Here is a 21,973-nt window from a genome sequence, read left to right on the forward strand (position 1 = left end):
GCGGTTCAGTGTGCCGCCTCCTCGACCTCGTCCTCGACCTCGTCCTCGACGACGGCGAGGACCTGCCCCGTGTCCACCTGGTCGCCCGGTCCCACCTGGATCTCCGCGACGACGCCGTCGACCGGCGCGACGACGGTGTGCTCCATCTTCATCGCCTCCAGGACCACGAGCGGCTGTCCCGCGGCGACCGTGTCCCCCGGCGCGGCGAGCACCCTGACCACACCGCCGGGCATCGGGGCGAGCAGCGACCCGGCGTGGGCGACGGCGTCCGGGTCGGCGAGACGGGGCACCTCGGCCAGGGCCGCGGACCCGTCCGGTCCGTCCACGTAGGACCAGCCCGGCACCCGGGACACGGTGTACCGACGGCGGACCCCGCCGATCTCCAGGTCCACGGCGTCCGGGGCCGCCGAGATCACCCGGACGTCGAGGGGCTCCCCGTTCACGGACGCCGTGAGGCCACCGCGGCGGAACGCGTAGGCGACCTCGACGGTGCTGTCCCCCAGCGTGTACACGACCTTCTGCGGCAGCCCGCCCACGTTGCGCCAGCCGGACGGCAGCCCCTGCTGGACCACCGCGAGCGCCCGGTTCGACGCCTGCCCCGCCAGAGCCGCTGCCAGGGCTCGTGAGTGGCAATAGTCGCTAGAGCGACTATTGCCACTCACGGGGGTGGTGAGGTCGGGGTGGCGGGTCAGGTAGCCGGTGTCGGTGCGGCCGGCGAGGAACTCCTCCTCGCGCAGGAGGCCGACGAGCAGGTCCCGATTGGTGGTCACGCCGTGGATCTCGCTGCGCTGCAACGCGCGGGCCAACGTCCGGGCGGCCTCGGCGCGGGTGCGGCCGTGGGCGATCACCTTGGCCAGCATGGGATCGTAGTGCGGGCCGACGACCGAGCCGTCCTCGACGCCGGAGTCCACGCGGACGCCGGGCAGGGCCGGGATGCGGAAGCGGTGCAGGGTGCCGGTCGAGGGGAGGAAACCGGCCGGCACGTCCTCGGCGTAGAGCCGGACCTCGATCGCGTGGCCGGTGATGCCGGCGTCGAGCACCTCCCGTGGGAGCGGCTCGCCCTCCGCGACCCGCAGCTGCAGCGCGACCAGGTCCAGGCCGGTGACCAGCTCGGTGACCGGGTGCTCGACCTGCAGCCGGGTGTTGACCTCGAGGAAGAAGAACGTCCCCTGCCGGTCCATGACGAACTCGACCGTGCCGGCGCCGGTGTAGCCGATCGCCTTGCCCGCCGCGACCGCCGCGGCCCCGAGCTCGGCGCGCAGGTCCGCGTCGACGGCCGGGGAGGGGCTCTCCTCGACGATCTTCTGGTAGCGCCGCTGGATGGAGCACTCGCGCTCGAAGAGGCTGACGACCTCGCCGTGGGTGTCGCCGAGGATCTGGACCTCGACGTGGCGGGGGTCGACGACGAAGCGCTCCAGGAAGACCGTGCCGTCGCCGAACGCCGACGCGGCCTCGCGCCGGGCGCCCTCCACGGCGTCGGCCAGGGCGGAGGCGTCGTGCACCACCCGCATCCCGCGCCCGCCGCCGCCGAAGGCCGCCTTCACCAGCACCGGGAACCCGATGTCCGCGGCGAGCGCGCCGAGGTCCGAGTCGGCCTGCACCGTCGCCCCGGGGAGGACCGGGACGCCGGCCTTGTCCATGAGCGCCTTGGCCTCCAGCTTGGAGCCCATGGAGGCGATGGCCTCCGGCGTGGGGCCGACGAACGTCAGTCCCGCGGCCGCGCAGTCCCGCGCGAAACCGGCGTTCTCCGAGAGGAAGCCGTAGCCGGGGTGCACGGCGTCGGCACCCGTGGCGCGCGCGGCGGCGATCACCAGATCGGCGCGCAGGTAGGTCTCCGACGGGGCGGCGCCGGGGAGCCTGACGGCCTCGTCGGCGAGCCGGACGAACGGGGCGTCGGCGTCGGGATCCGAGTAGACGGCGACGGTCGCGATACCGAGGGCGTGGGCGGTGCGCATGACCCGCGCGGCGATCTCCCCGCGGTTGGCCACCAACAACTTCGAGATCATGGCGCTCACATCCGGAAGACGCCGAAGCCGCGGCGGCCGGCGACGGTCTGGGAGTGCACGGCGGACAGCGACAGGCCGAGCACGGTGCGGGTGTCCCGGGGATCGACGATGCCGTCGTCGTAGAGCTTCCCGGTGACGAAGAAGCTGTGCGACTCCGCCTCGATCTGCTCCTCGATCGCCCGGGTGCGGGCGGCGTCGGCCTCCTCGTCGAACGGTTTGCCCTGGCTCTGCGCCGAGGCCCTGCCGACGATGGACATCACGCCGGCGAGCTGCGCGGCACCCATCACGGCGAGCTTGGCGCCTGGCCAGGCGAACATCAGGCGCGGATCGTAGGCGCGGCCGGACATGCCGTAGTTGCCCGCGCCGAAGCTCGACGCCATGGTGATCGTGAGGTGCGGGACCTGGCTGTTGGTCACGGCGTTGATCATCTTGGCGCCGTCCTTGATGATCCCGCCCTGCTCGTACTCCTTGCCGACCATGTAGCCGGTGGTGTTCTGCAGGAAGATCAACGGCGTGTCCGTCTGGTTCGCCAGCAGGATGAACTCGGACGCCTTCTTGGCCTCCTCGCTGAACAGCACGCCGCGGTGGTTCGCGAGGATCCCGACCGGATAGCCGTGCAGCCGGGCCCAGCCGGTGACCAGCGACGTGCCGTAGAGGGGCTTGTACTCGTCGAAGTCCGAGCCGTCGACGGTGCGCGCCAGCACCTCCCGCGGGTCGAACGGGATCTTCGCCTCCGGCGGGAGCAGCCCGAGGATCTCCTCCGGGTCGTAGCGCGGCGGCTCGGGGTCCATGGCGGGCGCGGGACCGAGCTTGTGCCAGTTGATGCGCGAGAGGATCTGCCGGCCGAGCCGGATGGCGTCCTGCTCGTCGGCCGCGAAGTAGTCGGAGAGGCCGGAGACCCGGCTGTGCATCTCGGCGCCGCCGAGGGACTCGTCGTCCGACTCCTCGCCGGTGGCCATCCGGACCAGCGGCGGGCCGCCGAGGAACACCTTGGCGCGGCGGTCGACGAGGACGGCGTAGTCGCACATGCCGGGCACGTACGCCCCGCCGGCGGTCGAGTTGCCGAACACGAGCGCGACCGTGGGGATCGCCAGCGACGACAGCTCGGTGAGCTCGTGGAAGATCCGGCCGGCGGGCACGAACAGGTCCGCCTGGGTGGGCAGGTCGGCCCCGCCGGACTCCACCAGGTTGATCACCGGGAGCCGGTTGATCCGGGCGATCTCCAAGGCGCGCAGCGTCTTCTTGAGCGAGAACGGGTTCATCGCCCCGCCACGCACCGTCGGGTCGTGCCCGATGACCACGCACTCCACACCGGACACCACGCCGATGCCGGTGAGCACGGTGGCGCCGACCGTGAACTCGCTGCCCCACGCGGCCAGCGGGGAGAGCTCCAGGAACGGGCTGTCCGGGTCGAGCAGCAGCTCCAGGCGCTCGCGCACCGTGAGCTTGCCGCGGTCGCGGTGTCGCTGCGTGTACCGCTCGCCGCCGCCGGCGATCGCCAGCTCCAGCTGCTCGTCGAGCTGGGCGATCACCTCCAGCTGCGCCTTGCGGTTGCTCGCGTAGGCCTCCGAGGACACGTCGAGCCGGGATCTGAGAACCGTCATGTGTAGTACTCCGCGTGGGTGTCCCGGACGACGTTCTTCTGGATCTTCCCGGTCGAGGTGCGGGGCAGCTCGTCGACGACGATCACGGCCTTGGGCACCTTGTACCCGTCGAGCCGCTCCTTCAGCGCCGCGACGAGCCCGGCCGGGTCGACGGTGGCGCCCGGCTTCGGGACGACGACGGCCGTGATCGCCTCGCTCCACCGCTCGTGCGGCAGCCCGACCACCACGACCTCGGCGACGTCCGGCGCCGCGTCGTACACCGCGCGCTCGACCTCCAGCGACGCCACGTTCTCGCCGCCGGTCTTGATCACGTCCTTGAAGCGGTCCGCGAACCAGAGCACGCCGTCCTCGCCGAACCGGCCGACGTCGCCGGAGTGGAACCAGCCGTGCCGGAACGCCTCCGCCGTGGCGTCGGGATCGTGCAGGTACTCCTGCATGGTCGACGGGCCGCGGTAGACGATCTCGCCGGTCCCCCCGCGCGGCAACAGGGTCCCGTCCGCGTCCATGATCCCGACCTGGACGCCGGTGAGCGGGGTGCCGACGGCGCCGACGTGGGAGAGCTGGTGCTCCGGACGGAAGAGCGTGGTGATGGGCGACATCTCCGTCTGTCCGAACAGGAGGGAGAACCCGCTGCGCTCTCCCCACCCCGTCGGCTCCGCCTCCGACCGACCCCCGAAGAACCCGTCGAGACAGGCCTTGATCTGGGACTCGGGCATCGCGGCCATCGCGTAGGTGGCGCGGCGCAGGGAGCTCAGGTCGCGGGAGCCGAAGGACGGGTGCTCCAGGGCCGCCCGGTACATCATCGGCAGCCCGAAGACCTGCGTGATCCGCTCCCGCTCGATGGTGTCGAGGAAGCGCTCCGCGTCGAAGCCGCGGTGCACGTGGATCGTGGCGCCCACCGTGACCGCGGGCGTGCAGAACGCGTTGAGCTGGGCGGTGTGGAACATGGGCATCATCGCGACGAAGCGGTCCGCAGCGGACCAGCCGTTGTCCAGCGCCGCGGACATCGACTCCAGGTGGATGCCGAGGTGGGTGCCGACCACGCCCTTCGGGAACGACGTGGTGCCGGACGTGTAGAGGTAGCTCAGCGGCGCGCGGTCGTCGATCTCCACCTCGACCGGGGACGCGTCGGCGGACTCGAGAGCGGCCAGAGGCGTTGCGCCGCTTCGACCCTCCCCCACCACGAACACCTCGGGGAGGTCGAGATCGGGGAGGAGCCCGCTCTCCACGACGATGCCGCGGACCTGCGCGTGGTCGAGGACGTACGCGACCTCGGCGGCCTTCCAGCCCAGGTTGACCGGCACGCAGACCACGCCGGCCTTGGCACACGCGTAGTAGACGGCGAGGAACTCGGCGCTGTTCGCCGAGGCCAGCGCCAGCGCGTCCCCGACCCGGTAGCCGCGCTCGACCAGGCCGCGGGCCAGGCGGTTCACCCAGGCGTCGAGCTCGGCGTAGGTCCAGCGGCGGTCGCCGTCGACCAGGGCGGGCTGCGACGGACGGGCGTGGGCGCTGCGGGTGAGCTGGTCGCCGACGTTGATCCGCTGGATCATGCTCATCAGTAGCTCCTCGGGAGCCCGAGGCTGTGCTGGGCCACGTAGTTGAGGATCATCTCCCGGTTCACGGGCGCGATCCGCAGCAGCCGGGCCAGGCCCCAGTACGGGAGCAGGCCGAACTCCTGCGCCACACCGTTTCCGCCGTGGGTCTGCACGGCCGCGTCGCACGCGGCGATGGCGGCCTCGGCGGCGGCGTACTTCGCCATGTTGGACGCCTCCCCCGCAGGGAGGCCGTTCGCGTGCAGCCAGGCCGCCTTGCGGGTCATCAGCGCGGCCAGCTCGGTCTCGATCTTCGCCTTGGCCAGCGGGTGCGCGACGCCCTGGTGGGAGCCGATCGGCTTCTCCCACACCTGCCGGTCCTTCGCGTACTGCGCGGCCTTGCCGAGGGCGTAGCGGGCGATGCCGACGCACAGGGCCGCACCGGTGATCCGCTCCGGGTTGAGGCCGTGGAAGACCTGCCGGAAGCCCTGGCCCTCCTCGCCGACCAGGGCGGACGCGGGGAGCCGGACCTCGTCGAAGTGCAGGGTGAACTGCTTCTCCGGGAGCATGACGTCGACCGGCAGGACGGTCTTCTGCAGGCCCGGCGCGTCCGTGGGGACGAGGAAGAGCGACAGCTGCCCCTCATCGCCGGTGCGGGCCACCAGCAGCAGCGCCTCGGCGTGGTCGACCCCGGAGATGTAGTACTTCTCGCCGGTCACGATCCACTCGTCGCCGACCCGCCGCGCACGGGTGGAGAGCTTGTGGCTGTTGGATCCCGCGTTCGGCTCGGTGATCGCGAAGACCACCTTCTGCCGGCCGCTCGCCAGCCCGGGCAGCCACTCCTTGCGCTGCTCCGGCGTGCCGTACTCGCCCAGCACCTCCGCCGAGATCGCATGGGTGACCAGCAGCAGCAGGATCGGGGCGCCCTGCGCGGCGAGCTCCTCGCACACGATGGCGAGCTCGACGAGGCCGCCGCCACCCCCGCTGTACTCCTCACCGATGTTGACGCCGGCGAACCCGCTGTCCCCCAGCGCCTCCCACAGCTCCGTGCACTCGGCGCCCTCGCGGGCGTGGCGCGCGTAGTAGTCCCCGCCGAACGGGGCCGCGATCGCACCGACAGCGGCCCGCAGATCACGGTGTTCGTCCGTCTCGACGAAGTCCACGCCGACTCCCCAGTGATTTTCGGTTCACTCGTGGCGCACCGTACCGCGCGGCTGCCATCATGGCCAGATGCCGACCGCGACCTCCCCCGCGAGCCGCCCCCGCCGCGATCCCGAGCGCCGCGAGCGCATCCTCGTGGCCGCCGCCGAGCTGGCGGCGCGGCGCGGGTTCCACACGGTCGGCATGGCGGACATCGGCGCCGAGGCCGGGATCGTCGGCTCCGGCATCTACCGGCACTTCGACAGCAAGGACGCGATCCTCGTCGCCCTGCTCGACCGCGGCATGGAGCGGATCTCGGGCGGTGCCGCTGCCATCCTCGGCACGCCGGGCACCGATCGCGAGCACCTCTCGGCGCTGGTCAGAGACCATGTTGCGATCGCCGTGGAGCATCGCAGCATCCTCGCCGTGTACCACCGGGAGATCCACAACCTGCCCGCGGAGGACCGCCGCCGGCTGCGCCGCGCGCAGCGGCACTACGTCGAGGACCTGGTCCACGTGCTGGGCCCGCTGCGCCGGGACCTGGCGGACGGCGAGCTGCGCCTGGCCGTGCACGCGGCGGTCGGCGCGATCCAGTCCACGCTGTTCTTCCGCAGCGGACTACCCGACGGGCGGCTGCGCGACCTGCTCGACGGGATGGCCCACGCGTGCCTCGGCGTCGAGCCCGTCCCCGCCTCCACCCAGTGAATCCGGAGTGACTCACACCTTGCCAGTGGTGACCCCGATCACGCATGCTGTCGCCCATGCTGCCCGAGGTCCCGCACGGCACGGCACTCCCCGATCCCGCGACGTTCGACGTCGAGACCCTGCGCGGCCGCCGCGCCGTCAACCGGTGGGAGCGGACCTCGGTCGGTGACCTGCTCGAGCGGGTGACCTGGAGCCATCCCGACTCCGAGGCACTCGTCGCGGTCGACGGGGCGTTCGGGGAGTTCCCCGCCGTGACCTACCGCGAGGGCGACGCGGTGGCGAACCGCGTCGCGCACGCGCTCGCCGCGGCCGGCCTGGAGCCCGGCGACCGGGTGCTGATGATCTGCGAGAACACCGTGGACGCGATGCTCGTGAAGATCGGGATCGCCAAGGCGGGCATGGTCGCGGTGCCGCTCAACCCGAGCCTCGCCCCGGACGTCCTCGAGAACCTGATCGGACGCACCGCACCCCGTTTCACCGTGGTCGACGCCGAGCTGTGGCCGCGCGTCGAGCAGGTGTTCGCCACCTGCGGCCTGACGGTGGGCGCCACGATCACGGTCGGCGGCGGGCCGGTGGCGGGCAGCCCGTCGTTGGCCGCGCTGCTCGAGGGGAAGCCGGACACCGAGCCGGACGTGGAGATCCACGGCGACGACATCTGGCAGCTGCTGTTCACCTCGGGCACCACCGCGATGCCCAAGGGCGTGATGCTCTCGCACACCTACGCGCAGGTGGGCGCGCTGAACTTCGCGCTCTCGCTGACCCGCGGCCTGCGGCACGAGTCCGACCTGCGGCTGCTCACGTTCCTGCCGATGATCTACCACGTCGGCGAGGAGATCTTCCCGTTCGCCACCTGGGTGTCCGGCGGCACGGTGCTGGTCGGTCGCCGTCCCGCCCCGGGCCCGGTGGCACAGGCCCTGTCGGACAGCCGGGCGACCGCGGTGTGGGCAGGGTCGCCGCAGTTCGTCACGGCCGTGACCGCGGAGCTCGACGCCCGTCCCGAGCTCGACGCGTCCGCCCTGGCGATCCTGGTCTACGGCTGGGGCGCGCTCGCCCCGTCGGTCCTCGAGCGACTGGCGGGACGCGCGGCCCCGGGTTTCCTCACCCTCGGCATCTTCGGGCAGACCGAGGCCATCGCCTGCCACCGCTTCTGGCCGACGAAATGGCCGGAGGTCCACGCGCTCAGCGCACCCGCCGTCAACTACGTGGGGGTGCCGAGTGCGATGCTCGCCTCGGACGTCGTGGACGAGAGCGGCGACCCGGTGCGCGGCGGCGTGCCCGGGGAGGCCGTCTACCGCTCCCCGATCATGACGGCGGGCTACTACCGCGATCTCGAGGCGACCCGGGAGGCGTTCCGCGGCGGCTGGTTCCACTCCGGGGACAGCGCCGCCGTCGACGACGACGGCCTGCGGATCATGGTCGACCGCTACAAGGACATCGTGAAGACCGGCGGCGAGAACGTGTCCAGCCTGCGCGTCGAGGCGGTGCTGCACCAGCACCCCGGCGTGGCCCGCGCCGCGGTGATCGGCCTGCCGCACGAGCACTGGGGCGAGGCCGTCACCGCCGTGGTGGTGCCCGCGGACGGGGCGAAACCCGAGCCGGAGGAGATCATCGCGTACTGCCGCGAGCGGCTCGCCGGCTACGAGACGCCGAAGGCGGTCGTCTTCGCCGACACGCTGCCGGACACGGTGGGCGGCAAGGTGCTCAAGTACAAGCTGCGTGCCGCCCACGCGGGCCTGTTCGGCTAGCGGACCGCCTCGTCGAGACGGTCGAGCGAGGCCGACAGCTGGTTCTCGGACACGACGGGCAGCATCGCGAGGAACTGCTCGTCCTTCACGCTCATCCACTCGTAGGTCTGCGTGACCTTCGTCGTGCCGTCGCCCTGGTCGGACAGGTCGTAGGTGAAGGTGTGGCCGCCGACCTCCATGTCCCCGAGCTTCGCCGCGAGCTCGCAGCCGGGGTCCAGGGCGGGTGACCAGCCGATCCGGGCGTCCGGCATGAGCGCGGTGACCTTGTTGATCATCCGGTAGTCGCCGAGCGCGTCCTGGTGCATGTTCATCGCGAAGGTCTGCCCCACGGCGACCAGCGGCTGGGGCTCGCCCTCGACGCCCTGCAGCATGCCCGCGCCGTCGATCTCCCGGTGCCGGCCGGGATCGGAGAGCACGGCGAACACCTGCCCCGCCGGCGCGCCGACCACCTTGCTGACCGCGATCTTCCTGCTGGTGTCCACGAAGGCCCCCTTGCCTGTTCGTCCGTGATGCTCCCCGCACCGTGACACGGGCGGCGGCGCGGCGCAGGACGAGCGGCGGCCTGGTACCGGATGCTGATGTTCATCCTTTAGAGTGACCGGTGACACCGCGTCACCCACGGTCCGTCCGAGCGGGTGACACGGGGTCCCCGTCCGCGGGGTGGAGCTCCCCCCTACCCCCGGCCGCACGTCCGTCACGTCCCACGCACTCTTCCCGTCAAGGATGCATCGTGAGCGACACCTCCGTCCCCCCGTTCCCCACCGCCATGCGCGGCTACGAGCGCCAGCAGGTCGACGCCTTCCTCGCCGACCAGGCCCGCGAGCTCGACCGGCTGCGCGCCGAGGCCACCGAGCTGACCCAGCGGCTGCGCCAGGCCAACGAGCACGCCGAGGCCACCGAGCGCGAGAACCGCGACCTGCGCAACCGCCCGCCGCAGGCCGCGGCCGCCGAGGAGGGCTTCGGCTTCCGCGCCGAGAAGCTCCTGCGGCTGGCCGAGCAGGAGGCCGGGGAGGTCCGGGACAACGCCAACCGCGAGTCCGCGGCGATCCTCGAGAAGGCCCGCACCGAGGCCGAGCAGCACCGCCACGAGGTCGAGCAGAAGCTGATCGCCCGCGGGTCGCTGCTGGAGCAGCAGGCCGCGCAGCGCACCGCCGAGCTCGCCGAGCGCGAGCAGCAGATCACGGACCAGCTGGGCGCCGCCCGCGAGCAGGCCGACCAGGTCCACGAGGCCGCCGCCCGCGCCGCGGACCGGCTGCGCCAGGAGTCCGAGGCCGCGGCCGAGCAGACCCGCGAGCGGGCCGAGCGCGCCGCCCGGAACGTGCAGGAGCGGGCCGAGCAGGAGGTCGCGCGGCTCGGCGGCATCCAGACCGACGTCCGCGCGGAGCTGGCCCGCCTCGCCGAGGTGCTCTCGGCGGAGCTGACCGGCGAGCGGGGCGCCGGGGTGCCGACCCAGCGGGACCAGGCGGTCGGGAGCGGGCGGGCCTCGGGCCCGACGTCGGCCCGGCCGGCGGCGCCTTCGGCGGGTACGGCCGGTTCCTCGGCGAAGGCGCCGGTCAAGGCCTGATCAACCCGCTCCGTCGTCCCGGAGCGCACCCACCACACGTCTCCACACGTCATCACGGCCCGCCGGACCCCGAGTCCGGCGGGCCGTCGGCGTCCGCGGCCCGGAGCGGGTGGGACGGACCCGGCCACCGCTCCGACCTGCTGTGATGTGCTTCATGTCCGGACAATCGAGATCACTTCCCGGGATGCGGTAGGCGACTTGTCCGGACGCATCACCGGAGTTCACGATGGGGTCATGCCGTCGGATGCGCTGCGTGAGCAGGCCCCGGGCGAGCGCTCCGGCGCCGTCCGCGTGGCGCTGCGCGCGTTCGACCTGGAGCGGTTCTGGCCCTCCCGGCGCAGCCACGCCTACGACGAGGGTTGTCGCTAGAGGGACGACGTCCGTGCGCACTCCTGCGCCCGCGTTCGCACCCTCGCCTCCGCCTGCTCGTCGAACCCACCACTCGGCAGGCGCGCCCGTACGCCGGCGCGCGCCGCCGCCCCGGAAGGAACCCCACCACCCCGATGTCCGTCACCAGCCTGCGGTCGCGCGCCGCGGTCCTCGCCGTGCTCGCCGCGACCGCCCTCCTCGCGGCCTGCTCCCGGGCCTCGGAGGCACCCGCCACCGACGCGCCCGCGGCGAACGCCTCGCCCGCCGCCGAGCTCCGCCTCGGCTACTTCCCGAACATCACCCACGCCCCCGCCATCATCGGCGTCGCGCAGAACACCTTCGCGCAGGAGCTGGGCACCGGGACCAAGCTGACCACCCAGACCTTCAACGCCGGTCCGGACGAGGTCAACGCCCTGCTCGGCGGCTCGCTCGACGCCGGGTTCATTGGCTCCAGCCCCGCGATCAACGCCTTCGCCAAGTCCAACGGCGCCATCAGGCTGATCTCGGGCTCCACCTCGGCCGGCGCCCAGCTGGTGACCAGCCCGGACATCACCTCGCCCGAGCAGCTCAAGGGCAAGACGATCGCGACCCCGCAGCTGGGCAACACCCAGGACGTGTCGCTCAAGAAGTGGCTCAAGCAGAACAACCTGGAGATCGGGACCGGGCCGGACAAGGTCACCGTCCAGAACATCGACAACTCCAAGACCCTCGACCTGTTCAAGCAGGGTCAGGTCGCCGGTGGCTGGCTGCCGGAGCCGTGGAGCTCGCGGCTGGTCGACGCCGGGGCCAAGGTCCTGGTGGACGAGAAGTCCCTCTGGGCGAACGGGAAGTTCCCGACCACCGTGCTGATCGTGCGGACGGACTTCCTCGCCCAGCACCCCCAGACCGTCGAGGCGCTGCTGCGGGCCACCCAGAAGTCGGTCGACTTCGCCACGACGAACACCGACCAGGCCAAGAAGATCACGAACGACTCGATCAAGCAGCTCACCGGCTCGTCGCTGTCGCAGCCCGTGCTCGACCGGGCCTTCACCGAGCTCAGCTTCGACACGGACCCGCTGGCGTCGACCTTCCCGCAGCTGTCCAAGGACAGCGTCACCGCGGGAGCCACCCAGACCGAGACCAAGCTGACCGGCTTCCTGGACGTGGCCGCCCTCAACAAGGTCCGCCAGGCCGACGGGAAGACCCCCGTCGACGCCGCGGGTCTCGACAAGAGCTGACGAGCCGAGAGCAGGGATGAGAACGGTGACCGTGCAGATGGAGAAGTCCCTTCCGGTCCGGGCGGAGCGGGCGACGGCGGTCGAGCTCGACGGCGTCGGCAAGACGTTCGGCACCGGCGCCGGCGCGGTCACCGCACTGCGCGGGATCGATCTCGAGGTGGCGCACGGCGAGTTCGTGTGCCTGCTCGGGGCCTCCGGCTGCGGCAAGTCGACGCTGCTCAACCTGCTCTCCGGACTGGAGTCGGCGACCACCGGCACGGTCACCGTGAACACGGCGCGGCCGTCGTTCATGTTCCAGGAGGCCGCGCTCATGCCGTGGCTCACCGCGGCCCGCAACGTCGAGCTGCCCCTGCAGCTCGCCGGGCAGGGCCGCGGTGCGCGGCGCGGGCGGGCCCAGGAGCTGCTCGAGCTGGTCCGGCTCGACGGCATGGGCGACAAGCGTCCGCACGAGCTGTCCGGCGGGATGCGGCAGCGGGTCGCGCTGGCCCGCGCGCTCGCCGCCGCCACCAGCACCCCCGGCGACACCCCGGGCCTGCTGCTGATGGACGAGCCGTTCGCCGCTCTCGACGCCATCACCCGGGACGTGATGCAGTCCGAGCTGCTGCGGATCTGGGAGGCCACGGGCACCACGGTCCTCTTCGTGACGCACGACGTCCGCGAGGCCGTCCGGCTGGCGCAGCGGGTCGTCCTGCTCTCGTCGCGGCCGGGAACGGTCGTGCGGGAGTGGCAGGTCGGTACCTCCGAGCCGGCGCAGCTGCACGACGAGATCACCGGGCGGCTCCGGCAGGTGATCACCAGCCATGCCGCCTGAGCTGCGCGAACGTTCCGGCTCTGCCGCGGACGACTCCGCCGCCGCGGTCGCGGGGCTGGACGCGCTCGACACCCCCACGGTCAACCGGGTCGCCTGGTACCGGCGGATGAGCTCGTCGGTGCTGCCGCCGATCGTGGCGCTGGTGCTGATCGTCGTCGTCTGGCAGATCGTGTGGGCCTCGGCCGTGCTGCCCGAGTACCGGCTGCCCTCACCGCTGACGGTCTGGGACGCGTTCGGGAAGATCGTCGCGGACGGCAGCATCTGGGGCATCCTCTGGACCTCGATCAGCCGCGCCTTCCTGGGCTTCCTCGTCGGGCTGATCATCGCGACCCCGCTCGGGCTGCTGGTCGCGAAGGTCAAGGTCGTGCGCTCGGCGATCGGGCCGCTGCTGTCCGGTCTGCAGAGCCTGCCGTCGGTCGCCTGGGTGCCCGCGGCGGTGCTCTGGTTCGGGCTCACGGACAGCACCATCTACTTCGTCGTGCTGCTGGGCTCGGTGCCCTCCATCGCGAACGGCCTGGTCTCGGGCATCGACCAGATCCCGCCGATCCTGCCGCGGGCCGGCCGGGTGCTCGGCGCCCGCGGGCTCTCCGCGGCGCGGCACATCCTGCTTCCGGCGGCCCTGCCCGGATATCTCGCCGGCTGCAAGCAGGGCTGGGCCTTCTCCTGGCGCTCGCTGATGGCGGCGGAGATCATCGCGTCGGGGCCCGCGCTGGGCATGGGCCTCGGGCAGTACCTGAAGAACGGCAGCGACTTCAACGACATCGCGGGCGTGTTCTCCGCGATCGTCCTGATCCTGATCGTCGGCATCGGGATCGAGCTGCTGGTGTTCCGACCGCTCGAGCGCCGGGTGCTCAGGGCGCGGGGGCTGGCCGTCACCTGATCTAGGGTCGGCGCATGGGGAGCAGCACCGCGCGCCGGATGTGGGGGATCGTCGAGCCGATCCACGCCGTCACCTACTTCTCCGACGAGGCCCGGGCCGCCGGGGGCGCGCTCGGCGTGCGCGGGTTCTGGGCGGAGTACGTCGTCCAGCGGGCCGCGCCGCTCGGGGCGGTGGGGCGGACGTCGTCACGGCGTGCTTCTTCGGGTTCCACCGGGACCGGATCTGCGGGGTCGTGCCCGCGGTGTGGGACGTGACCACGCCGGAGGCGGCGCTCGAGGCGCGGCTGGCCGGGGCGGTGGCGACGCTTCGCCAGCTGACGGACGCCGATCTCACCGAGGCCGCCGAGCTCGCCTGGGTGGCGGCCGCCGGGGCGCAGACCGCGGGGCGGGTGCTCGCCGCGGCCAACCAGGCCCTGCCGCGGCCGTCGTCGGCGCTCGGGGCACTGTGGCAGGCCACCACGACCCTGCGGGAGCACCGCGGGGACGGGCACATCGCGGCGCTGGTCGCGCACGGGATCTCCCCCGCCGCGTCACACCTGCTCAAGGTGGGGGCCGGGGAGTCCGAGGCCGAGCCGCTCCGGTTGGGGCGCAAGTTCTCCGACGAGGCGTGGGCGGCGGAGACCGTTCTGCTGCGGGAGCGCGGGATCCTGGACTCTTCGGGCGGGTTGACCGCCTCGGGCGCCGCGCTGCACGAGGCGGTCGAGGCCGCGACCGACGCCGCCGCCGCGCAGCCGTGGGAGGTGCTCGGCGAGGAGGGGACCACACGGCTCGCGGAGCTGCTGGGGCCGCTGCGCGCTGCGGTCGTGGCGAGCGGGATGCTGCCGGAGATCAACCCGATCGGGCTGCCGCTGCGCTGACGACCTCGCACTATGGATCCATCACGCGAGCCGGGGGGCGTCCAGGTCGCGTTATGGATCCATAACGCGCTCTGGCGGGCCTCCTGAGCGCGTTATGGATCCATGACGCGGGTGGGGCGGCGGGGGCTTACGGGATCCGAACATCGGCCGGACCTTCCGTGCATCGGCGGGGTCGAGGGTGGGTGCTGTCCGGAAAGGGTCCGGGTGGGACGGAGGCTCTCGATGAAGCGCTGGATGGGCGGGACGATCGCCGCGGTGGTGGTGGCCGGGGGGATCGCGGCGGGGACCGGGGTGGCGCTGGCGGATCCGGGGACACCCCCGTCGAGTGCGGCGCCTGCCGCCAAGCCCGACAAGGTGTGCACGGAGCGGATCCCGAAGGCCCTGGCGCGGATCGACAAGCTCAGCACCCGGATCGGCGGCGACGCCTCGACGAAGGGCTCGACGGCCTGGCTGCAGGACCGCGCGCAGAAGGCGCGGAGCTCCGGGCACACCGCCCTCGCCGACCTGCTCGACCAGCGCGCCGCGGACCGGCCGCAGCGCACCCAGCAGCTGGCGACGCTGAAGACCCAGCTCCTCGACGTCCAGAAGAAGGACTGCGGCTCGTGAGGCGGGCCAGCCTGCTGGTCGCGGCGGTCGTCGCCGCGGTGGCGCTCGCCGGCTGCGGTCCGGCCGCGACGCCGGCGGGCACCGCCGACCAGCAGGTCTCGCAGGTCGAGTCCCAGCTCGACGCGATCACGCACGAGCTGGACTCGGACGGCGGCTGAGGGTGGCACGATCACCGGCATGAACTCCGCGCGCGGGCTGGTGCTCGTCGTCGAGGACGACCGGGCGATCGCCGATCTCGTGGCGCTCTACCTGCGGCGGACGGGTTCGGGGTGCACGTCGAGGGCGACGGCGAGGCCGCGCTCGCCGCGGTGCGGCGGCTGCATCCCGTGGCCGTGGTGCTCGACGTCGGGCTGCCGGGGGTCGACGGCGTCGAGGTCTGCCGGCGGCTGCGGGCGGCGGACGACTGGACGCCGCTGCTGTTCGTGACCGCACGCGACGACGAGATCGACCGGGTGCTCGGCCTGGAGATGGGGGCGGACGACTACGTCACCAAGCCGTTCAGCCCGCGCGAGCTCGTGGCGCGGGTGCGGACCGTGCTGCGGCGCGCCGGTGGCGGCCCGCGCGCCGAGGAGGAGCTGGCACTCGGGCCGGTGCGGGTGGCGGTCGACCGGCGGCGGGTGACGGTCGACGGGGCGGAGGTGGCGCTGACCAGCACGGAGTTCGACCTGCTCGCGCACCTGATGCGCACGCCGGGCCGGGTGTACTCGCGCGACCAGCTGCTCGGCGCGGTGTGGGGCTACGCGGCGGCGGCGGGCAGCCGGACGGTGGACGTGCACGTGGCGCAGCTGCGCAGCAAGCTCGGGGCCGGCACGCCGATCCGGACGGTCCGCGGGGTCGGATACGCGGCGGACGCCCCGTGAGCTCGGGCCTCCCCCGCACGTCGCTGGCCTGGCGGGTGACCGCGGGGTGCCTGCTCGTGGCGGTCGTGGCGGTGCTGGTGGCCGCGCTCGTCACGCTGCGGCTGGTGTCGCAGACCGGGCGGGAGGTCACCCGGGAGGTTCTCGCCGACCAGGCGGACGTGATCGCCGCGCAGCTCTCCGACACCACCGCGCCGGTCCGCCTCGCGGGCGTCCGCCAGGTGGTGGCGGTGCTGCGCGGGCAGGGGATCGCCGTGGTCGCGCTCGGTGACGACCGGCTCGGCGCGGGCGACGCGCAGGCCAGGGCCGTGCTGGCGAAGGCCGGGCTCACCGGGCCCCTCGCCGCGCCGCGGTCGGTCACGGTGGCCCAGGGCGGGGAGACCTGGCTGGTCGAGGCGCGGCCGACCCCCGGGGGCGGGTTCGCCCTGCTGCGCTCGGCCGAGACGGGACCGGTCGCGGCCGGACAGCTACGGCGCAACCTCGGGTTCTCGCTGCTCGCGGGGGCCGGGGTGGCGATCGTCGTCGGGGCCGTCGTGGGCGGGTTGCTGGCCCGGCCGCTGCGCCGGACCGCCGCGGCCGCGCACGTGCTGCGCACCGGCCGTCGGGACGTCCGGGTGCCGGTGCGGGGGCCGTCGGAGGTCGCGGAGGTGGCCGGCGCCGTGAACGAGCTGGCCGACGCGCTGACCCGCAGCGAGGGCCGGCAGCGCGCCTTCCTGCTCTCGGTCAGCCACGAGCTGCGCACCCCGCTCACCGCGGTGCGGGGGTTCGCCGAGTCCCTCGCCGACGGCGTCGTGACCGGCGACGAGGCACGCGCCGCCGGGCGGACGATCGAACGGGAGGCCCAGCGGCTGGACCGGCTGGTCGGGGACCTGATGGAGCTGGCCCGGCTGGAGGCGGACGACTTCCGCCTCGATCTCCTGCCGGTGGACCTGGGTGCGCTGGTCGCCGAGGCCGCGCCGGTGTGGGCGGAGCGCTGCCGGGCGACCGGTGCGGAGCTGCGGGTCGAGCGCCCCGGCGCTCCGGTGACGGTGTACGCGGACCCGCGCCGGCTCCGCCAGGTGCTCGACGGGCTGGCGGAGAACGCCCTGCGGATCACCCCGCCCGGCGCTCCCCTGGTCCTCGCCGCCCGGGCGCCGGGCGTGCTGGAGGTCCGCGACGGCGGCCCCGGCCTCGCCCCCGAGGACTACGCGATCGTCTTCGAACGGGGCGCGCTGCACGAGCGCTACCGGGGCCACCGCCCGGTCGGCGCCGGCGGCGTCGGCCTCGCCCTCGTCCACGCCCTGGTCACCCGCATGGGAGGGACCATCGCCGCCTCCCGAGCCCCGGAGTCCGGCGCGGCCTTCACGATCGCCCTCCCGACCCAGCGCGTTATGGAACCATGACGCGCGAGAACGGGCCCTGAAATCGCGTTATGGATCCATAACGCGAATTCAGGGGCGGGCTCGCGGTTACTTGGGGGACAGGGCGAAGTTCTCGGGGATGATCAGGTCGTCCCGGCTGAGCTCCTCGATGCTGCCCTTGCCGAGGCCCAGGAGGGTCGAGTCGAGGCCCTGGCGGAGGACCTCGATGACGTTCGTGACGCCGTGCTGGCCCGCGGCGGCCATGCCCCACAGGTAGGCGCGGCCGATCAGGACCGCCTTGGCGCCCAGGGCCAGGGCCTTGGCGACGTCCGAGCCCCGCCGGATGCCGCCGTCCATCAGGACCTCGATCTGGTCCCCGACCGCGTCCGCGATCGCGGGCAGCGCGCGGATGGCCGCGGGGGTGCCGTCGAGGTTGTTGCCGCCGTGGTTGGACACGGAGATCGCGGTGCAGCCGGCGTCGACGGCCTTGCGGGCGTCGTCCGGGTGCATGATCCCCTTCACCGCGAACGGGCCGCCCCACTGCTCGCGCAGCCAGGCGACGTCCTGCCAGGTCACCGGCGGGGTCTGCATCCACTGGAAGTAGGCGCCGAAGAAGGTGGGCGGGTCCTCGCCGTCGAGCGCGAGGTTCGGGGTGGAGAGGTCCGGGAGCTTGCCGGTCTTCGCGAAGTCGAACAGCCAGCGCGGCTTGCGCAGCACCTCGGGCGCGTACGCCAGCGCGGCCTTGAGGTTCACCTTCTCCGGGATCATCGGGGAGTCCCAGTCCCGGGCCGAGTCGAACGACCAGTCCAGGGTCATGATCAGGCCCTTGGCGCCGGCCTTCTTGGCCCGCTCGGCGCGGGCGAGCAGCTGGTCGCGGGAACCGACCCAGTACATCTGGAAGAAGGTCTTGTCGTTGACGGCCGCGACGTCCTCGATGCTGCGGCTCGCGAAGGAGCTCAGGCCCATCGCGGTGCCGGCCCCGGCGGCGGCGCGGGCGACCGCGACCTCGCCCTCGGGGTAGACGGCCTGCACCCCGGTCGGCGAGATGATCACCGGCAGCGAGATCTCCTGGCCCATGACCGTGGTGGACTTGGTGCGCTCCGCGGGGGCGTCCGCGATCCGGGGGCGGAAGCCCAGCTCGTCGAACGCCTTCACGTTGTCCGAGGCGGTGAGGCCCTTCTCGGTACCGGCGACCAGCGCGAGGTAGACCGAGCGCGGGAGGCGCTTCTTCGCGCGGCGCTGGGCTTCCGCGATGGTCTCGAACCATTCCTTCGTGCTGGCCATGCCTGCCCCTTCGCAGCTCCGCGGTCCTTGCGGACTCCGTCCGGGCGCCGACAGTAGCATTTCGGCACTCGGTGCCATAGTGCCGCGACGCACACCCGTCCGATCCGGCAGGCAGGTCCTCCCCGACCGGTCCTGGACGCCGAACGGCCCGCGACGCGGGGTGCGTCGCGGGCCGTTCGGGCGGAGAAGGGGTCAGCCGGCCTTGCGCAGCGGCGGGTGGCGGTGCAGCGCGGACCGGGTGACGGACAGCGCGTGCGCCACCTCGGCGGCGATCAGCTCGGCGTGCAGCTCGACCTGGGCCGGGTCGCCCGCGAGGGCGCGGTGCCGGACCACGAGGTCCTCGAGCGAGTCCAGCAGGTTGTCGACGATGGCGGTCCGGCGGTCGCCCCGGGTGGGGGCGGGCCTGCGCTCCTGCGCCGGCACCGGTGCCGGCGAGGTGGTCGGGGTGGTCATGGCGGTGCTCCTGGATGCGTGGGGACGAGGTGTGTGGCGGGGGTGTGCGAGGTCAGCTCGACATCAGCACCGACACAGCGCGCTCGACGTACGCAGGTGGTCCACGGTGCGGCGCACGGTGAGCCGCACCGTGGAGTAGGAGCGGCTCGACAGTGACGCGTTCACAGGAACAAGAGTGCCCGGACCGCCCGGGGATCGGCAACCACGTTTCGTCACGGCGGGTCAACATCACATCCGGCCCGGACCGGGAACCATTCGCGCCCGCCGCACGTCCGGGCCGGATGGCGGAGCGAGCCCGGTCACACCGCGTCACCCGGACCACGTCGGGACCGCACGGGTCGGGCGTCGGCGGGCCGTGGGCCGGGCACGGGTCGTCGGTCCCCCGGCGGCAGGTCGGCCCGGTCGACGAGGTCGCCGGACCTGCTGATTGCGCTGGCAACCACATGGAACGGTGAGCGGTCGTCTGGTGCTCCCGGACGGTCGGAGCGGCCCCGGACACGCCGGGAGGAGCCTGACATGCCGGGGCGCTTCGGCCGTTCACAGCCCGCCGACGGGCAGCCGTCGACCGGCGGGGCGCGGTGGACGGTCCCTTCGCTAGCGTTGGCCCCGCAGTCAGCGCGACAGATCAGCAGGCACATCACAGGCATATCACCAAGGTCCCGTGGACCCCGCTCCCCGCAACGGAACGGCGAGGCCCCGGCAGGTGCGGGTCCGGCCCCCGGCGGCCCCGCGAGGGGAGGCGCGCGTGAGCACCCAGCTCTCCGACGGGCTGACGGTCCTGGCCGTCGACGACGAGGAACCGGCGCTGCAGGAGCTCGCCCACCTCCTCGGCGAGGACCATCGCGTCGGCACGGTGCTCACCGCGCCGGACGCCACCGAGGCGTTGCGGATCCTCGGCAGCCGGCCCGGCGCGACCCCCGGATCGTCCGGTGTGGACGTGGTGTTCCTCGACATCCGGATGCCGGGCCTCGACGGGCTGGAGCTCGCCCGGGTGCTCTCGGCGATGGCGTCGCCGCCGCCGGTCGTGTTCGTCACCGCCCACGACGACCGGGCCGTGGACGCCTACGAGATCGGCGCGGTGGACTACCTGCTCAAGCCGCTGCGCTCCGAGCGCCTCTCCGGCTCGCTGGACCGCACGATCGCCAGCCGCTCCACCTTCCGCCCGCCGCCCGGACCCGGCCCTGCCGTCCCGCCGCCCGGGCAGCCGCTGCGCCTGGAGCCGCCGGAGGACGAGGTCATCCCCGTCGAGCTGGCCGGCACCACGAAGCTCGTGCCCCGCTCGTCGGTGCGTTTCGTGGAAGCCCAGGGCGACTACGCCCGCCTGCACACCACCGAGGGCAGCCACCTGGTGCGCATCCCGCTGTCCGTGCTCGAGGAGCGCTGGCGGGAGGCCGGGTTCGTGCGGATCCACCGCGCCTACCTGGTGGCGCTGCCGCTGATCACGGAGCTGCGGCTGTCCGGCTCCGGGTACGTGGTGCGGGTCGGCCAGGGGCAGGGCTCGCCGGAGCTCCCGGTCAGCCGCCGGCACACCGCGGCGCTCAAGCGCATCCTGCGGGGACGCCCGCCCCGCGGCGAGGGCCGCGAGGACGGCCCGACCGGACCGCTCGCCCGGATCCGCTGACGCGGACCGCTCCTCGGTCACGCAGGGGTGTGCGGGGCGCAGCCGTCGGGCGGTGACCGCAGCCCCTTACCGACCGCACGACGATCACCCTCCACGGCCGTCCGGGCCTATCGGCGCTGGGCGATCCGGGCGAGGAGGGGACCGGTCCTTCGGTCCAGCACGCCCGCGATCTCGGCGCGGCCTCCGTCCCGGTCCTCGGCGCCTCCGCGGTGCGGAGTGCGCGATCGCCGAGCCGAACGTCGGACTCGGATTCGCCGAACGGCTGCTCGGACCCCGCCGGAAGCACCACGGGCCGATCGGCTCGGTGGAGGTGACGGAGAACAAGGCCGTCCGCCGGTCCGACGGCCGGCACGGAATCTGCTGACGATTCTCCGGTCCCGCACGGAGACGGTGCGGAATCGCGCACAGCTCGTCACGGAACGTAGTGAATTGTCCGTCGACGTCCATGCCGACGGATTCGGCACCCCTGTGGAGACCACGACCGCCCTGCACCGTTCGCACGAGGCGGCGCCGCCCGGCATCACCTGGGCCGGAAGAGCTTTCTCCGACGAGGACCGGCCGCTGCTCGATCCGGCCGCCACGGTGGCCGTTCGTCCGGAACGACCGGTGCTCGCGTCCTACCGGTAGGGGTACCCCCGACCGAGCGGTGACGGGCAGTATCCTCCCGGGGATCTCGACGTCGAGATTCCGGAGCACCGGCGGTGGCCACTCGCTTTCTCGCGACGAGCCCTCGCCCCACGCGCCGGCTCGAACCGTCCCACCAGTCGCCGTGAAAGGGGTGCCCGTGGCCGACGACCCGCGCGGCGGGCGCCCTGCCGATCCCGGCAGGCGCGGGCCCGCCGACGATCGCGCCTCGGGCGGTCCGTGGCCGCGGCGTGGGCAGCGCCCCACCGACCAGCGCCCCACCGACCAGCGCCACTCCGACCGGGGCCCGTCCGACCAGGACCCCGCTCGTCCCGATCCGGCCCGGGCCGCCCGGCCGCCTTCCCGTCCGCCCGCGGACGACCCCGCCGGCAGCTGGAGCTCCGGCCGGCACGCGCCCGAGCACGGGATCCCCGGAGCCGGCCGCCCCGGCTCCGCGGGGAACGGCGCGCCCGGGGACGGCTCCCCGAGCGGCCGGACCCCGGCCCGACCCGGTGGCCGCTCCGGCGTGGGTGGGGTACCGCCCCGTGGGGCCGCCGCCCCGCCTCCGGACGGCCCGCCCCGCGGCGGTGCCGGCCGAGGCCGGCCCGACGCCTCGTCGCCCCGGGTCCCGGCGACCGGCACGCCCTCGTCGCCCCGGAACCCGGCTCCGCCGCAGGCCACCGGATCCGCGGGCACGGACCATCCGTCCCAGGGCCGCCCGCCCGCCCCCGGCGCGAGCGGCGGCTTCGGCCCGGGCGC

19 protein-coding genes and 3 pseudogenes are annotated in these 21,973 nt (G+C 73.5%); 15 read left to right on the top strand and 7 right to left on the bottom strand.

What is annotated here, in order from left to right; genetic code table 11:
- Window positions 1-5: 5 nt before the first annotated feature.
- Genes ABD324_RS24885 through ABD324_RS24900 form a run of 4 tightly spaced genes read right to left on the bottom strand, consistent with a single transcriptional unit; the run spans window position 6 to window position 6,305 of the window.
- Entirely contained in the window at window positions 6-2,006 is a 2,001-nt protein-coding gene (locus ABD324_RS24885) for an ATP-binding protein (RefSeq protein WP_344421729.1), read from the bottom strand.
- Window positions 2,007-2,011: 5 nt separating this feature from the next.
- Window positions 2,012-3,610 (bottom strand): acyl-CoA carboxylase subunit beta, encoded by a 1,599-nt coding sequence (locus ABD324_RS24890; protein ID WP_344421732.1) that lies wholly within the window; start codon window positions 3,608-3,610, stop codon window positions 2,012-2,014.
- Entirely contained in the window at window positions 3,607-5,166 is a 1,560-nt protein-coding gene (locus tag ABD324_RS24895) for an AMP-binding protein (protein ID WP_344421735.1), read from the bottom strand. Before ABD324_RS24895 ends, ABD324_RS24890 begins: the two co-directional genes overlap by 4 nt.
- Window positions 5,166-6,305: an acyl-CoA dehydrogenase family protein gene (locus ABD324_RS24900; protein WP_344421738.1), complete on the bottom strand. Its 1,140-nt coding sequence runs from the start codon at window positions 6,303-6,305 to the stop codon at window positions 5,166-5,168. The genes ABD324_RS24895 and ABD324_RS24900 overlap by 1 nt, the downstream gene beginning before the upstream one ends.
- 67 nt (window positions 6,306-6,372) lie before the next feature.
- Here ABD324_RS24900 and ABD324_RS24905 point away from each other — a divergent pair, with 67 nt between their 5' ends.
- Both ABD324_RS24905 and ABD324_RS24910 read left to right on the top strand, forming a co-directional pair.
- The gene (locus tag ABD324_RS24905) at window positions 6,373-6,987 is read left to right on the top strand and encodes a TetR/AcrR family transcriptional regulator (RefSeq protein ID WP_344421741.1); all 615 of its coding nucleotides are present in this window, start codon (window positions 6,373-6,375) and stop codon (window positions 6,985-6,987) included.
- Window positions 6,988-7,043: 56 nt separating this feature from the next.
- Window positions 7,044-8,732, top strand: coding sequence for an AMP-binding protein (locus ABD324_RS24910; protein WP_344421745.1), 1,689 nt, complete (start codon window positions 7,044-7,046; stop codon window positions 8,730-8,732).
- Here the strand turns inward: ABD324_RS24910 and ABD324_RS24915 are convergent.
- A complete protein-coding gene (locus ABD324_RS24915) occupies window positions 8,729-9,214 on the bottom strand; it encodes an SRPBCC family protein (RefSeq protein WP_344421748.1) in 486 nt (161 codons plus the stop codon). The two genes, ABD324_RS24910 and ABD324_RS24915, sit on opposite strands and share 4 nt — an antisense overlap.
- Window positions 9,215-9,462: 248 nt before the next feature.
- On the opposite strand from ABD324_RS24915, the gene ABD324_RS24920 reads away from it, so the two are divergent.
- The 10 genes and pseudogenes from ABD324_RS24920 to ABD324_RS24970 all read left to right on the top strand — a co-directional run bounded on the left by ABD324_RS24920 (window position 9,463) and on the right by ABD324_RS24970 (window position 17,274).
- Window positions 9,463-10,296, top strand: coding sequence for a DivIVA domain-containing protein (locus ABD324_RS24920; protein ID WP_344421751.1), 834 nt, complete (start codon window positions 9,463-9,465; stop codon window positions 10,294-10,296).
- Window positions 10,297-10,530: 234 nt separating this feature from the next.
- A complete protein-coding gene (locus tag ABD324_RS24925; protein ID WP_344421754.1) occupies window positions 10,531-10,665 on the top strand; it encodes a hypothetical protein in 135 nt (44 codons plus the stop codon).
- A gap of 134 nt (window positions 10,666-10,799) precedes the next feature.
- On the top strand, window positions 10,800-11,882 hold the full coding sequence (locus tag ABD324_RS24930) for an ABC transporter substrate-binding protein (RefSeq protein WP_344421757.1): 1,083 nt from the start codon (window positions 10,800-10,802) through the stop codon (window positions 11,880-11,882).
- 37 nt (window positions 11,883-11,919) lie between these two features.
- The gene (locus ABD324_RS24935; protein ID WP_344421863.1) at window positions 11,920-12,693 is read left to right on the top strand and encodes an ABC transporter ATP-binding protein; all 774 of its coding nucleotides are present in this window, start codon (window positions 11,920-11,922) and stop codon (window positions 12,691-12,693) included.
- Window positions 12,683-13,573, top strand: coding sequence for an ABC transporter permease (locus ABD324_RS24940; RefSeq protein ID WP_344421760.1), 891 nt, complete (start codon window positions 12,683-12,685; stop codon window positions 13,571-13,573). The genes ABD324_RS24935 and ABD324_RS24940 overlap by 11 nt, the downstream gene beginning before the upstream one ends.
- Before the next feature lie 38 nt (window positions 13,574-13,611).
- Window positions 13,612-14,429 (top strand): annotated as a pseudogene (locus ABD324_RS24950) (SCO6745 family protein).
- 222 nt (window positions 14,430-14,651) lie between these two features.
- Window positions 14,652-15,035 (top strand): hypothetical protein, encoded by a 384-nt coding sequence (locus tag ABD324_RS24955; RefSeq protein ID WP_344421769.1) that lies wholly within the window; start codon window positions 14,652-14,654, stop codon window positions 15,033-15,035.
- Window positions 15,032-15,193 carry a hypothetical protein gene (locus ABD324_RS24960; RefSeq protein ID WP_344421772.1) on the top strand — a complete coding sequence of 54 codons (162 nt, stop codon included), beginning with the start codon at window positions 15,032-15,034 and terminating at the stop codon, window positions 15,191-15,193. Before ABD324_RS24955 ends, ABD324_RS24960 begins: the two co-directional genes overlap by 4 nt.
- A 19-nt stretch (window positions 15,194-15,212) precedes the next feature.
- Window positions 15,213-15,895, top strand: a pseudogene (locus ABD324_RS24965) (response regulator transcription factor).
- The gene (locus ABD324_RS24970; protein ID WP_344421775.1) at window positions 15,892-17,274 is read left to right on the top strand and encodes a HAMP domain-containing sensor histidine kinase; all 1,383 of its coding nucleotides are present in this window, start codon (window positions 15,892-15,894) and stop codon (window positions 17,272-17,274) included. The pseudogene ABD324_RS24965 and the gene ABD324_RS24970 overlap by 4 nt, the downstream one beginning before the upstream one ends.
- Window positions 17,275-17,340: 66 nt before the next feature.
- On the opposite strand, the gene mftD is transcribed toward ABD324_RS24970, so the two are convergent.
- A complete protein-coding gene (gene mftD, locus ABD324_RS24975; RefSeq protein ID WP_344421779.1) occupies window positions 17,341-18,516 on the bottom strand; it encodes a pre-mycofactocin synthase MftD in 1,176 nt (391 codons plus the stop codon).
- A gap of 192 nt (window positions 18,517-18,708) precedes the next feature.
- A complete protein-coding gene (locus ABD324_RS24980; RefSeq protein ID WP_344421782.1) occupies window positions 18,709-18,969 on the bottom strand; it encodes a hypothetical protein in 261 nt (86 codons plus the stop codon).
- Window positions 18,970-19,714: 745 nt separating this feature from the next.
- On the opposite strand from ABD324_RS24980, the gene ABD324_RS24985 reads away from it, so the two are divergent.
- The 3 genes and pseudogenes from ABD324_RS24985 to ABD324_RS24995 form a co-directional block, all read left to right on the top strand.
- Window positions 19,715-20,590, top strand: a complete 876-nt coding sequence (locus ABD324_RS24985) for a LytR/AlgR family response regulator transcription factor (RefSeq protein ID WP_344421786.1) — start codon at window positions 19,715-19,717, stop codon at window positions 20,588-20,590.
- A gap of 468 nt (window positions 20,591-21,058) precedes the next feature.
- Window positions 21,059-21,217: a hypothetical protein gene (locus ABD324_RS24990; RefSeq protein ID WP_344421789.1), complete on the top strand. Its 159-nt coding sequence runs from the start codon at window positions 21,059-21,061 to the stop codon at window positions 21,215-21,217.
- 157 nt (window positions 21,218-21,374) lie between these two features.
- Window positions 21,375-21,973 (top strand): annotated as a pseudogene (locus tag ABD324_RS24995) (hypothetical protein); the annotation flags it as partial.

Source organism: Pseudonocardia ailaonensis (assembly GCF_039531635.1).
In the GTDB taxonomy this organism is placed as follows: domain Bacteria; phylum Actinomycetota; class Actinomycetes; order Mycobacteriales; family Pseudonocardiaceae; genus Pseudonocardia; species Pseudonocardia ailaonensis.

Coding starts and splice junctions, on each gene's coding strand:
- ABD324_RS24885 (WP_344421729.1), bottom strand. CDS start 2,006: ATGATCTCGAAGTTGTTGGTGGCCAACCGCGGGGAGATCGCCGCGCGG.
- ABD324_RS24890 (WP_344421732.1), bottom strand. CDS start 3,610: ATGACGGTTCTCAGATCCCGGCTCGACGTGTCCTCGGAGGCCTACGCG.
- ABD324_RS24895 (WP_344421735.1), bottom strand. CDS start 5,166: ATGAGCATGATCCAGCGGATCAACGTCGGCGACCAGCTCACCCGCAGC.
- ABD324_RS24905 (WP_344421741.1), top strand. CDS start 6,373: ATGCCGACCGCGACCTCCCCCGCGAGCCGCCCCCGCCGCGATCCCGAG.
- ABD324_RS24910 (WP_344421745.1), top strand. CDS start 7,044: ATGCTGCCCGAGGTCCCGCACGGCACGGCACTCCCCGATCCCGCGACG.
- ABD324_RS24925 (WP_344421754.1), top strand. CDS start 10,531: ATGCCGTCGGATGCGCTGCGTGAGCAGGCCCCGGGCGAGCGCTCCGGC.
- ABD324_RS24930 (WP_344421757.1), top strand. CDS start 10,800: ATGTCCGTCACCAGCCTGCGGTCGCGCGCCGCGGTCCTCGCCGTGCTC.
- ABD324_RS24935 (WP_344421863.1), top strand. CDS start 11,920: ATGGAGAAGTCCCTTCCGGTCCGGGCGGAGCGGGCGACGGCGGTCGAG.
- ABD324_RS24940 (WP_344421760.1), top strand. CDS start 12,683: ATGCCGCCTGAGCTGCGCGAACGTTCCGGCTCTGCCGCGGACGACTCC.
- ABD324_RS24955 (WP_344421769.1), top strand. CDS start 14,652: ATGAAGCGCTGGATGGGCGGGACGATCGCCGCGGTGGTGGTGGCCGGG.
- mftD (WP_344421779.1), bottom strand. CDS start 18,516: ATGGCCAGCACGAAGGAATGGTTCGAGACCATCGCGGAAGCCCAGCGC.
- ABD324_RS24980 (WP_344421782.1), bottom strand. CDS start 18,969: ATGACCACCCCGACCACCTCGCCGGCACCGGTGCCGGCGCAGGAGCGC.